The organism is Vibrio sp. 10N.222.54.A3 (assembly GCF_041474095.1).
GTDB lineage: Bacteria > Pseudomonadota > Gammaproteobacteria > Enterobacterales > Vibrionaceae > Vibrio > Vibrio crassostreae_C.
In genome coordinates, this window is sequence record NZ_JBFRTN010000001.1 from 52,258 (window position 1) to 66,239 (window position 13,982).

At 43.3% G+C, this 13,982-nt stretch carries 13 protein-coding genes; 8 read left to right on the top strand and 5 right to left on the bottom strand.

Annotated features, from left to right (window positions below):
• Positions 1 to 64: 64 nt before the first annotated feature.
• Entirely contained in the window at positions 65 to 853 is a 789-nt protein-coding gene (locus tag AB4507_RS00220; RefSeq protein WP_372127959.1) for a hypothetical protein, read from the bottom strand.
• A 50-nt stretch (positions 854 to 903) separates the two neighbouring features.
• Positions 904 to 1,254, bottom strand: coding sequence for a hypothetical protein (locus tag AB4507_RS00225; protein ID WP_261901432.1), 351 nt, complete (start codon positions 1,252 to 1,254; stop codon positions 904 to 906).
• A 198-nt stretch (positions 1,255 to 1,452) separates the two neighbouring features.
• Here AB4507_RS00225 and AB4507_RS00230 point away from each other — a divergent pair, with 198 nt between their 5' ends.
• The 5 genes from AB4507_RS00230 (at position 1,453) to traN (ending at position 7,957) form a co-directional block, all read left to right on the top strand.
• On the top strand, positions 1,453 to 1,962 hold the full coding sequence (locus AB4507_RS00230; protein ID WP_086714935.1) for a S26 family signal peptidase: 510 nt from the start codon (positions 1,453 to 1,455) through the stop codon (positions 1,960 to 1,962).
• Entirely contained in the window at positions 1,949 to 3,529 is a 1,581-nt protein-coding gene (locus AB4507_RS00235; protein ID WP_136987065.1) for a TrbC family F-type conjugative pilus assembly protein, read from the top strand. Before AB4507_RS00230 ends, AB4507_RS00235 begins: the two co-directional genes overlap by 14 nt.
• Before the next feature lie 16 nt (positions 3,530 to 3,545).
• Entirely contained in the window at positions 3,546 to 3,773 is a 228-nt protein-coding gene (locus tag AB4507_RS00240) for a hypothetical protein (RefSeq protein ID WP_081230308.1), read from the top strand.
• Between the two features lie 12 nt (positions 3,774 to 3,785).
• Complete coding sequence (locus AB4507_RS00245) at positions 3,786 to 4,853, top strand: TraU family protein (RefSeq protein ID WP_372127960.1); 1,068 nt, start codon at positions 3,786 to 3,788, stop codon at positions 4,851 to 4,853.
• Positions 4,854 to 4,984: 131 nt separating this feature from the next.
• On the top strand, positions 4,985 to 7,957 hold the full coding sequence (gene traN, locus AB4507_RS00250; protein WP_372127962.1) for a conjugal transfer protein TraN: 2,973 nt from the start codon (positions 4,985 to 4,987) through the stop codon (positions 7,955 to 7,957).
• A gap of 121 nt (positions 7,958 to 8,078) precedes the next feature.
• On the opposite strand, the gene AB4507_RS00255 is transcribed toward traN, so the two are convergent.
• Complete coding sequence (locus AB4507_RS00255) at positions 8,079 to 9,182, bottom strand: RNA-guided endonuclease InsQ/TnpB family protein (RefSeq protein WP_372127969.1); 1,104 nt, start codon at positions 9,180 to 9,182, stop codon at positions 8,079 to 8,081.
• A gap of 102 nt (positions 9,183 to 9,284) precedes the next feature.
• Between AB4507_RS00255 and AB4507_RS00260 the strand changes: the two genes are divergently transcribed.
• A complete protein-coding gene (locus tag AB4507_RS00260; protein ID WP_372127963.1) occupies positions 9,285 to 9,602 on the top strand; it encodes a hypothetical protein in 318 nt (105 codons plus the stop codon).
• Between the two features lie 24 nt (positions 9,603 to 9,626).
• Here the strand turns inward: AB4507_RS00260 and AB4507_RS00265 are convergent, their stop codons facing one another.
• Positions 9,627 to 9,794, bottom strand: a complete 168-nt coding sequence (locus AB4507_RS00265) for a hypothetical protein (RefSeq protein ID WP_372127965.1) — start codon at positions 9,792 to 9,794, stop codon at positions 9,627 to 9,629.
• Between the two features lie 15 nt (positions 9,795 to 9,809).
• Positions 9,810 to 10,814 carry a hypothetical protein gene (locus AB4507_RS00270; RefSeq protein WP_372157312.1) on the bottom strand — a complete coding sequence of 335 codons (1,005 nt, stop codon included), beginning with the start codon at positions 10,812 to 10,814 and terminating at the stop codon, positions 9,810 to 9,812.
• A 265-nt stretch (positions 10,815 to 11,079) separates the two neighbouring features.
• Here AB4507_RS00270 and AB4507_RS00275 point away from each other — a divergent pair, with 265 nt between their 5' ends.
• Both AB4507_RS00275 and AB4507_RS00280 read left to right on the top strand, forming a co-directional pair.
• On the top strand, positions 11,080 to 12,927 hold the full coding sequence (locus tag AB4507_RS00275; RefSeq protein WP_372182033.1) for an ATP-dependent helicase: 1,848 nt from the start codon (positions 11,080 to 11,082) through the stop codon (positions 12,925 to 12,927).
• A 283-nt stretch (positions 12,928 to 13,210) separates the two neighbouring features.
• Positions 13,211 to 13,982 (top strand): single-stranded DNA-binding protein (locus AB4507_RS00280; RefSeq protein WP_372182035.1); only part of this gene is annotated, 772 nt, incomplete at its 3' end.

Here is a 13,982-nt window from a genome sequence, read left to right on the forward strand (position 1 = left end):
GATTGTTATTACTACTTCCGCAGAAGCTCCAATGTGGAGCTTTTGTGCGTTTAGACAGTCGATATTATGCTTTATCTCTTATCTCCTTTCTGTTTTGTGAAATGTACATTCCACACATATTGGAAATTGAGTTCAGAACAGTATTGGAATCTATTCCCGGGAAATTTTTGCAGTAAATCTCTAGGGCCATTAATCCAATATGCATGCTTTGTGGCAGATTGACTGGTACGGCTCTGATCGGTTTGTCTTTCTGACCTACTTGAAAAAAGACTTTTGAACCTTGGTGCTCTACGCCAAAGAATTTCGATGATTTCTCACCTCCCACACCATGATTACCGAAATAAATCTTTTCGTAAAAGCCGAAACATACCCCGATGAACAATGGCAGTTCGATGTCTGTGAGTTGAATCGCGACCTTATCTTTCCAATTGAAAGAGCGGTCACCTGAATTATTACTAATGGCAGCTTCTAAACGAATGGTATAGAAAATATTTTGTTCGCCATTTTCATCAACAATACCCTGTTGGCTAGACTTTAATTTTTCGTCAGGCTTCACTTCCAAAGCAGCTTTACCGCCATGAACCTTATAACTATGAGCTCGTATTTGGCGCATTGAATTCGGATCAGGTTCTTGGTTATTTGCTTTAAATGGGTTCGGCTTTAGTCCTGCATTTTGCGGGTTATTCGCTGGTGGTGTAGCTTTAGAAAACGCTTGGTTGTTTTGAGGTTGCTCGGGGTGCGCCGATCTTTGTTGATTTACAGGGACCGAATGTAGATTCGCACTTGATGGCGCATTGTTGTTTTGTGGTTTCTGAATTGGTCGATTGCTAGGCGAAAATGTTTGAGTGTTCATAAAAGTAGTCCCGGAATGAAATTTCACAGGGTTATACAACTTACAGCTGACTATTTAGCCATTGGTGAACTTTGTTCTATGTATTTTTCGATATCCGATAGCAATTGTTTTGTATGGACGCATAAGCGGTAGTAAACGGTGGGAGACTCATCAGCATAAGGGCTTAAAAACATATCTGCTGTGTATCCGGTATGATGATAGTTAGCAGCTCGTATGCCTTCAGTCAGAATGCGAAGCGGGATGACAGGGTAAGGATCGATCAGCGTTTGATTAGCTTCTAAAGATGACTGTAAAGCTAACTCAGATTGGAACAGTGCTTTGTTTAATGCGTCTTTTAAGTTGACCAGAGCCTGATGGGTTGAGGCTGAGTCAATCAACGTTAAAGGGTCTGTGTTTTTCATACCATCGTGTCTTGGTAGATCCAATTTCATATATTAGCATTTCTATATGTATTGTAGTTATCATTCCCATAAATTTTAAACGCACAGCAAATAGATCAATTAGTCATCGATATTTGGCTGCCTATTTGGATTTTATGACTAAATAAAGTGTGAAGATTACGTATATCCAGTTTATCAATGTCTCGGTAACGGAAGCGTATGAACATTACACAGTACACATATATCAAAATATTCGGCACGCTCGTTGGCTTAGTGTTGGCCGTATTGTTACTTAGTGGTCGGTATCAGATTTCATTGGTCCCAACAGCATTGGGTTGTTTACCTATCAAGGCCGCAGTCATCGACTCTAAGAATCATTTCCCCAAGCGTGGGCAACTCATGTCCTTCCTGTCGCTTAACGCACAACCTTATTTCGCACATGGCACCAATTTCTTGAAAATAGCAGCTGGTGTTGCTGGCGATACCGTGACCTTTGACTTGGATGGAGTCACCGTGACCACCAAAGATGGGGAGGTCATTCGTTATGCGGCTGATGCTCGTCGAATGATTAATTATGCCCAAATCGACTTCGATACCCTCAATAAAACTTTCGTTGTCCCTGAAGGTCAATATTTCGCTCTTGGCACGCTACCTACCTCTTTTGATTCAAGATACTGGGGTTTAGTTGAACACTCTCAAATTATCGGAGTTGGCTATGCATTTCTCTAAGGCACACAACGTCTTGTTACTAACTTCATTCATTGCGACTTACGCGTTGGCTAACGGACAACTCACTCAAGAAGATCTGGACAATGTACAACGAAGTAACGACATCATATCCAACGCCCATGAAGTTGAAGGTACTCAAGCAGTTTTAGATGCAAGTAACTTGAACCCTAAAATGATGAAAGAACTGAAACAAATGGCGGATCACGCCAAGTTGTTGAACAGTACTATTTCTGACCAATCGGACTCTCTTATCGAATATCGCAAGGACGATACGCCAGATATCAATTTCAGAGCCCTTCAAGATGTTATCGATGATAACCAAACTCAGTATCAAGCCAATTCAATTGTCAATGAAGGACAACCAAAACCCTTAGCATTCGATCCCTCCACATTGACAATTGATAATCTCGATTCGATAAGCATTGAGCAGCCTAACCCTTCGTCTCCAAGTCAAAAAGTAGACAACAAATACGACGATGAAGAAGCGAACACTGTTTTTTGGATATTCGTGTCGAGTTCAATGCCTGATCACCAAATGAAAGAGGTGCTAGAGCTCGCTGCAGAGTGGGGAGGCCGTGTTGTGTTTAACGGCTTACGACCTGGCGACGTGGGCGTACCAGATATGATTAAAGGTTTGTGGCAATTAAAGGTCAAACTGGCTAATGCTCAAGATGACATACGCACGCATGCCGAGAACCCAGACAAACTGAAACGAATCAATAAAGCCGCTGTTTACATGGATCCAATGGCATTCGAGCGTTTCAACATTGAACAAGTTCCAACGATGGTTTATGAGCGCAAATTATCCGATAACACAAAACTCGTCGGGAAAGTGAAAGGTCTAATCAGCGCAAGCTACTTACAGAACGAGACGGAAAGCGCGGCAGCAAACCCTGATTATGACGGCTCCGAGGTATTCCTTGGTGAAATGGGGTCCATATTTCCTATCGCAGAAAAAAGCTTCATTGAAGAGTCAAAAAATAGAATGAGGGCCGTGGATTGGGAAACGGAACAAAAACAAGCAATAGCACGCCACTGGCATAACCGCAGTTTTCATACTCTTCCACCAGCCGCGAAAGACCGTGAGTTCGACTTTGACCCAACAGTAATAGCCACTGCTGATGTGAAAGCGGTGAATGGTCTTATTCTGGCCAAGAAAGGAGAGTTAATAAATCCCCTCAAGCCGCTTAAAAACCACGACATAGTACCTGCACATTTAACCATGTTTATCTTTGATGCGACCGACGAACAGGAAGTGGAGTTTGTAAAGTACATGTCTCTCAATGAATCTCGCGGGAAAGTGAAACTCATTTCTACACGTATCGACAAGGATAGGGGGTTTGACCACATATCTGAGTTAAATAAGAAGTTCACCTATGACGTGACCATCCTGACTAAAGAAGTCATCGATCGATTTGATTTGGAAGTGACCCCGACTCGGTTAATTAGTACCGATGAGGGTATGTTCCAGATAAATGAGTATTCAGCGCAAACAGTCACTCAGGTCAACCTACAAGTAGCTGACGGTGGCCAACCTACACCGTTCAATCAATCCAAAACAAACTAGTTAAGGAAAACACAACATGATTAAGAATCTCGTACTTATTGGTTTCGGCGTCGCTCTCGGTGTGTGGTTGGCTGATACACAGCCCAATCTAGCCAACTCTGTGAGGGACATTACTGAATCAAGCATTGATGCTGCAGATCAGCTAATGAAAGATAACCCAAACTTCTCGAATTCCGTGAACAACATTAAAGAACAAGGTATTGACGCTGCTGGTGTTGTGATAGAGCAAGTGAATAAGAACTAAAGGGAGGAACATATGATTAGGTTCTTTTTGATTGGTTTGATGTCCACAATGATAAGCATGGCGAGCTTATATTCTGTGGCTGCGGATAACGACAAAGCAGGCGACTTATGTCCCGATGCCAACATCTTGAGTACAGTCATCGACGGTATGTGTTGGAGCTGTTTACTTCCAATTCGACTAGCCGGTATTGGTGGGGACGCGCCTAAAGGTGCCGCTTCGAGCAAGCCTTTTTGCATGTGTGCTGATGAGCTAGGTGTCCCTGAATGGGGTATACCGCTCGGATTCTTCCAACCATCAAGGATCGTATCTTTTTCACCAACGCCATACTGCATGCCTTCATTCGGTGTTCGTTTGGCAGACGATAATACCCGTGCTGGACAAGGCCGAACAGAAACAGTGATTGACGATACAGAAACTTCTTTTTTTCACTATAAATATTGGGTTTACCCAGTAATGCAAATGATTGAAATGTTTGCCAATGCGGATTGTACCTATGATGGGGCGACAACATTGGATTTGGCGTACTTTTCCGAAGCCGACCCGTTGTATCAAGATGATTTGTTGGCGTTCGTGATGTTTCCGGAAACCGTTATCTTTTCGAACCCAATAGCGACGTCTATCTGTACAGCCGATTGCGCTCAAATACTGGCTGGTGGAGAGGTGGTTGAAAACTATTTTTGTGCTGGGTGTTCAGGGAACCTTTACCCAATGACTGGTAATAATCAGTACAGTGACGATCCGGTACGTGGCACTTCGTTGTTAACCACGCGTTTGATGGCCACTCTACACCGACGTGGGCAAGCACAGCTGACAATGGGTAATCATATGATTCAAGACAGTTGTGAACCGAACTACGCGCCAATGTTGCCAAAAACACAATATCGTTCATCCATGCTTTACCCAGTAAGAGAGGCGAGCTCGCAACCTAAAGGTGGGGGAGGATCTTCAATTCCACTATCAACAGGTTGTTGTCATAAACTCGGTGACAGCGTTCTTAAGTGGGGGAACGGGCGATTGGTCCCTGGTCGGGAAGCGTTCGTTTATCTTTTGTATTCTTGGAATGATTGCTGCTTAAGGTAACTTTAGAGAGCCACCCTAACGGGTGGTTTTTTGTATTCGTTTAACAAAAACTCAAAATGCCCTCGCTATTTGAAATTTTTTAAGTGTTACGGGATTAACCTGATCTTGTTTTGAGAAAAAGGCAGGGCGTTATGTTTAATCGAATACTGACTCACTTTAGCTTGTTCGCGTTTCTGGTTCAGATCTTTCATGTTTCTTTTATCGGTGTGCTGTATGCATCTACCTCAACGGTGACCTACGCACAGGATATGTCACTTGATGAGATATACGGAAACTTTCAAACACCTACTTACAGCGGTGGTAATGCTACTGTAGGTGGTAACTCGCTAGGCAACTCAGAATTGTTTGGATTGGATGTTGAGCGTGTTGGATCAGAAGGGCAATTCGACGCTTACCAAGCCTATCAAAATGAAAACAAACTCAGAGATTCAGGGCAAGGTGTCTCTGATAGATTTTCTAGCAACACAGTTGGCAGTGAGTCAGATTATGACGCTAAGGCATACAACACCTTAAAACTGAACTATAACGACAATTACCAAAAGCTAGAGTCCGATGACGCTATCATGGTCGATGCTGACAACATCTTTAAAGACTTAGCCAATAACCTCGAAGATTCAGATTCTGACTTTTATAGTGCCTGCACCACTGAAACAAACACGTATTCAGTAAACAGGGAGTATGTCGGAAAAGTGCAAAATGAATGCATGGAACCCGATCGTTCGAACTTAATGAAGTGTGAACTGACGCGACACACAACTTACCCTTTGAAAAAGCGTTCGGGGAGTGGTGATGTAGAAATTCTGGATTCTCATACCTTCAGGTTGACGGTAGGTGACCCAACAAATAACGGTACAAATGACCATGGGATGGGGTGTTACCACAAAATAAACTTTGTTGAATTTGAACTCGAAGACGATGTGCGTATCAGCTCCGTGACCTTTGAACGCGTGTGGGTGGATGATGTCATTCAGTTTACTCTTAATGACGAAATCGTTTATCAATACGTTCCTACCAAGTCGTATTGGTTTGGCAATAACGATTCTTCATACCCTGATTATGATGAGAATGGCAATTGGTCGCACCCATATGTAGATGAAACTGGCTTTCCATACCAGCATACCAATTGTGAATTCAGTTCAAGCCGAGTCTTTACCACGAACACAAACATAACGAGCCAATTTCAAGCCGCTCGTGGCTCAAACAACGGGATAGTGAAATTCAAAATGCGTCTCGGTGTTGGTGGTGGAGGGGAAGGTAAAGCCACCATCCTAGTTCGTACCGTAGACCCAATTGACCCACGAGAATTCATAGAACAATCGCCTGTAGGTTGTGCAGCTGAACTAGGGTGGATTCAAGACCCATCAACGTGTGGTGTGTTCGGTAATGAAGGCGACGAAATATACATCAACCCAGATTGTAGCAACCCTTTGAATCAAAGTGGTGGACAGCAAGGCATGATGTGTAGCTATGGTGGTTGGGAGTGCGTCGATACCGAAGCCGCGCATATAGACGATTACGATCCGTTTTTGATTGGCTTGCCGATAAATGTTCCTCGTGCTGGCCAAACGAGCGATGGTAAAGAGTGTCTAAAGGCCAACGCCGTCAACTATGAATGTAACCCCTTACCTAATCAGCAAATTTGTGGGCAACCTTATTGGCCTGAAAGCAATGAGCGGGTTTGTACTTCTTTCACTGAATTTAATGCCAATATTCCGGACCGATGCGAGCCATACAGAAACAGTGCTGATTGTGCGTTAATTGAACAAAATCCAGCCTTTGTTGACCCGATAACGGGTCGAGCCTACGTTCAAGAGTCAGTTTACGAATGTAATACCTACACAAACGGAAACTACTCGTACACGATGGAGGAAGACATCTGCACGGGTGAAATGCAGTGTGTGGGTGGAGATTGCCGCTATTCCGAGCTAGAGATGAATGATGATTTTGCAGAAGCGATGGCAACGTTCAAAATGCTCGAAGACATCAAATCGAACATGGAATGTGAAAATCCAGATGATGTCTCTACCTGCAAAGTTTTCAATGGTGAAGTGTCATATTGCGGTATCGAGCAAACAGGACTTGGCTTCAATTGCTGCACGCTATCCGCAGGCCAAACTAATATCTTCGATTATATCAAAGGGGTCTATCATCACTACGCTATGGAACAATCATTGGCTGGATTAGCCGAAGCCGCTGAATTAGGTTCTGGCTTTGGTTCTTGGGCGTCGAGTTACCCGAGTCCAGTTACTGATACCGTAACCTATGTGACCGATGCTGTGAGTTCTGGGTGGGACTTCGCGGTACGTAACATCACGGGTGAAGTCGGTGAGGCTGCAGCGGAATCTGCAACGCAGGGCTTGTTAGACCAGATTAAAAGTGAATTGATGAAAAAGGTCGCGGATCTGCTCCCAGATGCAATTCGAAATGCTATTTTTGATACTGTGAAGGAAGGTGCGGGCTCATCAGCGACAACTACAGTAACACTTAACCCAGCTATCTCAGGTGCATTTGCAACAATTATGGCCGTGTACGCTGCTTATCAACTGATTAAACTGGGTGCAATGATGATTTCGGAGTGTGACGACCTCGAAATGGGGATGGGTATGAAGCTCGACCAACAACAATGTATCTACGCCTCAACCAGTTGCCACAAAGACACTCCTTTTGGGTGTTTGATAAAACGTAAGCACTATTGCTGCTACCCAAGTCCATTGGGCCGCATCATCATGGAGCAGGCCGCACCGCAGTTAAATATCAGCCTCGATCCGAGAAGTGGTCAATGTTCTGGTATGACACTTGAACAAGTCAGTGAATTAGACTGGGATACGATAGATTTAACCGAATGGGAAAATCTAATTATGGCCTCTGGGTTAGCTGTTGAACATGATGACTTAACTCTCGATACACTGTCGAGCCAAGCTTGGATGCCGAACAATGATGATGCATTGAATCCTGTTGATCTTAACCAAGCGCGATTCGAATCAACCGACGCTGACGAAAACTTGAAAGAAACGCATGATGCGGCGATGCCAGGTAACTTGGATTGCTCGGTATACCCAAGACCACCAGTGTGTGACTCTCCGTTATCGATTTTGGACGACTAGATTTCATTTATAAAGGACAAATGGCTTGACATCCTCCCCCACATCCAGCCTTCGGCATTACGGAGGGGGATTCCTGTTTCATAGCGTATCGCTTTAAATTCAATAGAATCTAAAGTCTTACTTACGCTCCACAGGCTAACACTGTCTGCCCGACAGCTTTAATATTCAGTGCCGCATTTAGGTCGCGATCTAGCTCGCTAGAGCACTCAGGACACAACCATTTTCGGATATGCAGCGGTAAGGAATCGACAACGTGACCGCAGCTATTACAGCGTTTAGAGCTTGGATACCACCTATCAATCTGGACTACGGTTCTGCCGTACCATTCAGCTTTATAGGTAAGTTGGCGCACGAGCTCGCCCCAATTAGCATCGCTAATTGCTTTAGCAAGTTTTCGATTCTTGACCAGGTTTTTTACACTCAGACTTTCACAGCTAATCACTTGATTATCGTTTATCAATTGGGAAGTCAGTTTGTGGGTGAAGTCGCGACGGCAATCGGCAATTTTTGCTTGAACGCGAGCGACTTTCGTTCTGGCTTTGTGGAAGTTAGAAGAGCCTTTATTCTTCTTCGATAGCACACGCTGAGCTTTAGCTAGTTTGCTAGCGTAGCGCTTGGTGTGACAGGGATTACCAGACTTGAAACCGTTGGAGGTAATAACAAGGTCAGTCAAACCTAAATCAATTCCGACTGTATTTTTACTAATCGGTAGTGGCTTTGGCTCGAAACGACATAGACAAGAAACAAAGTAACGACCAGCACTGTCTTTGCTAATTGAGATCGTGGTTGGTTCGCTAGGCAGTTCACGACTCCAGCGCACATTAAGCGGCTGTTTGGACTTGGCAATAAATAGTTGCCCGTCACGGTACTTAAATGCGGATTTGGTGAACTCAACAGACTGTTTAGAGCGCTTCTTTTTAAAGGTTGGATATTTAGCGCGACCATCAAAGAAGTTCTTAAATGCGGTTTGTTGATGGCGGAGTGATTGCTGTAGAGGCACGCAAGAAACATCATTAAGCCAAGGAAACTCAGGGTTTTTCTTTAGTTCTGTTAGGTAGCTTGATGCTTTGTTGTAGTTAATCTTGGTTTGCTCATTGTGGTAAGCATCGGTACGCCAACGAAGAATAGAGTTGTAAATAAATCGCGTACAACCGAACGTCTGCTCAAGTAAAGTTACTTGTTCAGGTGTTGGATAGATGCGGTATTTATAAGCTCTTTCTTTCATGATCACAAGAATACACCAATTATTGTGAGTGTAACGAATATTAAATTACCAACGAGGAGCGGCATTTCCTCCCCTCCCTTCGCGACTACGGAAGAGGTATCCATGCCGAAAATTAAGATGAATCAACTCACTGAATTACAAGTTGGGTTAGCAGTACTACAAAGTCACTGTACAAGGGGTAAAATTATCGTGGAGGCGAATACAGGGGGAACGGGTATCAACGTTACCCTTCGTGCGCCAAAGAGTGAACAAAATGGTCTACTTGAGACATTGCGCTCTATCGCTCCATTTAAAGGCAAAGAACAGCTAATTTCTCTGTGGGTCGATGACCTTAAGTTCTATGAGTGCCGTCTAGAGAAGTACATGGCGTATATGACGGACTGCTGCCATCGAGACATCAAAAAAGGGCTTACAATGTAAGCCCTTTGTATTTGCATTTGACTATTATGCTTCTGACTCAAATTGCTCCACACGACTGATTTCGTCGTCGCACGAGATAGCGGTTATCTCGACATCTTCATACTTCGAATCCGAGCAGAACGCTTGCGTCAATTTCTTGGGCAAGGTTGCACCCTTTTCAAACTTCAATACCACTGTCATGAATTGGTCCATGCTTACGATCCTTACTTATTGGGTTGAAGCTTTGGTATGCGAGTTTTTCTCTTTAGCGCGTTGAAGAATCTCAATTACCGTAGATTGATGCTCCTTTAACGCTTGTGTGTACTGTTGCCCATCAACCGGTTTAACGAAGTAATACACCGTGTCATTGTTTCGTACTGCATTGACGGTAGGGATGTACTGAGAATCAGCTATGAACTCTTTCATTGGTAAACTCATGAAAGTGGCGGCAGGGAGTTTAATAGAAGGGCTGGTGGATAAACCATCAGCACTGACATAGCCTGTTGCATCAAATTCTCTGTATTTCATGTGCGCTATTAGGCTGCTGTAATAAGTAAAACGTACAGCGATGACATTCGTCTCAGGGATCTGTTGTTTAAGGTCTTTATCGAATAAGTCTGTGTTGAAAGGTTCCGAAATAGAACGCACACCGACTCTCGTCCCAAGGAATGGGATACGTCCACCATTGTAATAAATCGTCGCATGTGAATCCAATTCATTATTTAGTGGATAACCCTGTACGCACAGTCTTTCTCCTCCGTTGTATTGTTCATCGTAGAACTTCGAATCTCGCGATAATGGTTTTTTGGTAAAGGATTGAAGTGTGTCGAATGAAGGAACCATTACCTCATCCATTTTAGACATAATCACTTTACACATTTCATACTCGTCTAAGCCACTATAAGTATCAGCATCCAAATACATAACTAGGTTTCTTCGATCCCAACCGTACTTTTGATCCGCTAAAATGGCCAAACCAAAACCGGTCGTCATCGATCCAAACGCCAAGCCCATTGCTGTAGACCCAACATAGCCACCGATACCCACATCGGAAATCGCGCCTTTGGGTAAGGTTTGGTCTTCGATGATAGTTCCACTTCCAGCTGAACGGGTAACTTGCAGCGCGATACTTGATGTCCCTTTTTCCGGTATTTCGTATTTTGCACTGTTCGAAGCACATGCATTCAAGAGTAATGCGGCGGTTATGACTGATGCTGTTTTGAATAAGTCCATAATTCTGTCTTCCTAAGCCAAGTGAAACTGTATGAGTATTTGTTAACTCTTCTTACATTTATACATCATGAGCAGAAAAATATAAAAAATGGCCCATCAAAAAAGGGGGGAAATGGGGGGAAGGGTTCGATTTTTTTCGAATTTAGTGATGGATGTCGAAACGAGTTAACAAAGTGAATTCCCTTCGTTAATTGGACTATGTAGCTAAATTTTCACCTACGCTGATGTACATATTCCATTCCAGTAGGCAGTTCGAGTCCCGAATATGTTAAATCCAGATCAATATCTTTGTGTGAATGCGGAAGGCCATACCATGGTTGTTGCCTTACCAGGTTCAGGCAAAACTGAAGTGTCCGTGCGATACGCCGAGCGTGTGTTATCAGTTTCTGAATTAAACGCAATTGCTATGCTGACTTTCACTGATGCCGCTGCGACCAACCTCAAGCGCAGACTCCAGTCCACGATGCCTAGAAGTCAGACTCTTCGCGTCTTTCCAAGTACCTTTCATTCGATGGCTGTGCAGCTCTGGCGTCAAACTAATTCGTATAAAACGATTGTTATGGGTGGACACTTAAACATCTATATTGAGCGAGCGATGCGTGCTTGTCATGTGGCTATGAGTTATGAGGAAGCAGAGAAAACGATAAGTACGATCGGACAGTATTTAACTATACCTCGCTCAGAATTCTCATCTATCAAACTGAAACTTTTTGCAGCTTATGAAAGCATCATGCGAAAAGAGGGCAAAGTCGACCTAAATCAGATATCTCGCGACGTTATTCATGGTCTGCGAGATGGAACAATTCGACCACTGTCAGAAACTTTAGGCGTTACTCACATATGTGCTGATGAGTTTCAGGATTCCGACGATCTCCAATATATGTTTCTTTACGAGCACGCTAAACGAGGTTGTTGCATCATGGTTGTTGGAGACGATGACCAATCAATCTATGCCTTTCGAAATGCAAGAGGGGTCGATAACTTCCGTAACATGCAAGCTGATCTAAACGCGAAAGCCTACAGCTTAAAAATTTGTTATCGATGTCCACCAGCAATACTGAATGTGGCCAACAACCTAATTCAACACAATGTAGAACGAATCCCCAAAGAATTAAGGTCACACGTAGAGGAGGGCGGTGTTGTCGATTGTCATGGTTTTAAGGATGAAGACCATCAAGTTGAAAGTGTTGTTGAAGGTATCCTTGCCGATCAAGGCGGGTGGGCGGTACTGGCTAGAACCAATAAAGAAATCGATACAGTTGAGCTGGAGTTGTCCAAACATAAAGTGAAAGTTAAGCGCCTCGGCGGTAAGAGCTTCTTTGAGTCAGCCGATGTAATTTGTTATATCAAGTTGATGTGGATGCTGACACACCGTAACAGTCGGTATCTACAAGATTTCTTGGCTTACATGCATGAAGATGAGGTGATGATTGATATGGCGAAAAGTGCTAAATCAAATGGAATCGACTTTATTGGGACGGTAACCACCTTAACCCAAAGCCAATCATTGCTAATCCACACCCAATCAATTTTTGAAATGTTCATGCATGAAGGTGTCCCAAAAGAGCCAAGCAAAACGGTCAACGCCGAGTATCAACGAAAGATCATTTCAATGGTGATGGCGCAACGAAATATGAACTCTCCTGCGGCTCTTGGAGCGATGGCTGACATCCTAACCAAAACAGCTGCGTCACTTGGCAGTTTGGCTAAGGCCGCAGATCAGTTTCATGACCGGATAACCAAAATAAACGCTAAAAAGGCTGAAAAGATTGGTACAGATGAGGTAGTGATCGCTACGTTGCATGGCTCTAAAGGACTAGAGTTTCCGAAAGTCGCGATATTGAGCTGTCAAGATGAAAGAATTCCGCAACCAGATAAAGATGGTTTAGGCGAAAAGCATTGGGAGGAAGAGCGTCGCTTGTTGTATGTGGGGATAACAAGAGCTGAGAAGTACTTGCGACTGTGTTTCTTCAAAGAGCAGTTGTCATTTTTGAGAGAGGCGGTTCCAGATCGAATTGAGTTGGCCGTACAACAGCGAAATGAAGCGCCAGATTCGGCAGCTCAGGCAGAAAAACTGCAACAGCTAAAAAATGAGTTTTTGAACGCTTCTTAGCTTACGGAAAAGTTAAACACTAAAAAAGCTGCGCTTAATTTACAAAAGTCTCCCGTTCTTGGGGTTTACTATAGGTGATTTACCCGAGAAATTTTTTCACTTTTTTAAAGTGATACTTTTCTCCCTTAGTTGGAGAGCTAATAGCAATTCTCCCATAGATTTATTCTATGTCCCCAGTGACTTTTTTAAGTCATAAACCTGACCCTAAAGTGGGCTATAGATATCCCACTAGGGGATTACTCTATCTATAGTTCCACGTTATTTTATTAATGAGGAATTAATTATGAAACCTTTCCGTTCAAACAATGGCCTTATCGCATTCGTAGTTACTGGTTCTCAAATTGAGAATGGCAACACGACCATCTGGGCCGATCAAGTTACCTCTTGGGTAGACGGTCAAAACCAAATGCAGTCACGTACTAACCAGATTCAACTTTTTGCCCATGGGCAATTAGAGTTTCCAGTCGGTGTTGGTTATGTGTGTAAAGTATCTCTTAAGACGTGTAAATTCACTGGTAACAATAACAGCGAACTTACGCATACTTATTATGAACTTCATAATGTGTTAGGCGAAATTGATGGCAATTCTGTTAATCAATTTGGACTACCTTCATTGTGTAACTTTACGCTTGGCGGCAATGTTGGTTCGATTGAACAGAAAAATGCAAATGGCAGTACTTGGTACAATGTTTCAATTGCATTAACTCGTTCATTTAAAGATGAGCAACAAAATTGGCAAGATGAAACCCACTGGGCTCGCCTGTCAATTTCACAAAAAACTTTTGATCAGAACTTCAAACAAGGTTTAGACAAAGGTGATTCTTTAATGGTTGAAACTGAACTCTCTACTAACGATTACACCGACAAAAACGGCAATAATGTCACTGGACATGAATTCCGCGTTAGTCGTGTTCTTGGTATGGTTAAGAAGTTCGAACTTCAAAGCTTAAAAGCTGCGAATCAAGCCCCACAAAACAATGGATCTGCGTACAACAACGCACCACAGCAAAACGCTCCTGCGTATAACAACGCACCGCAGCAAAATGCTCCACAGC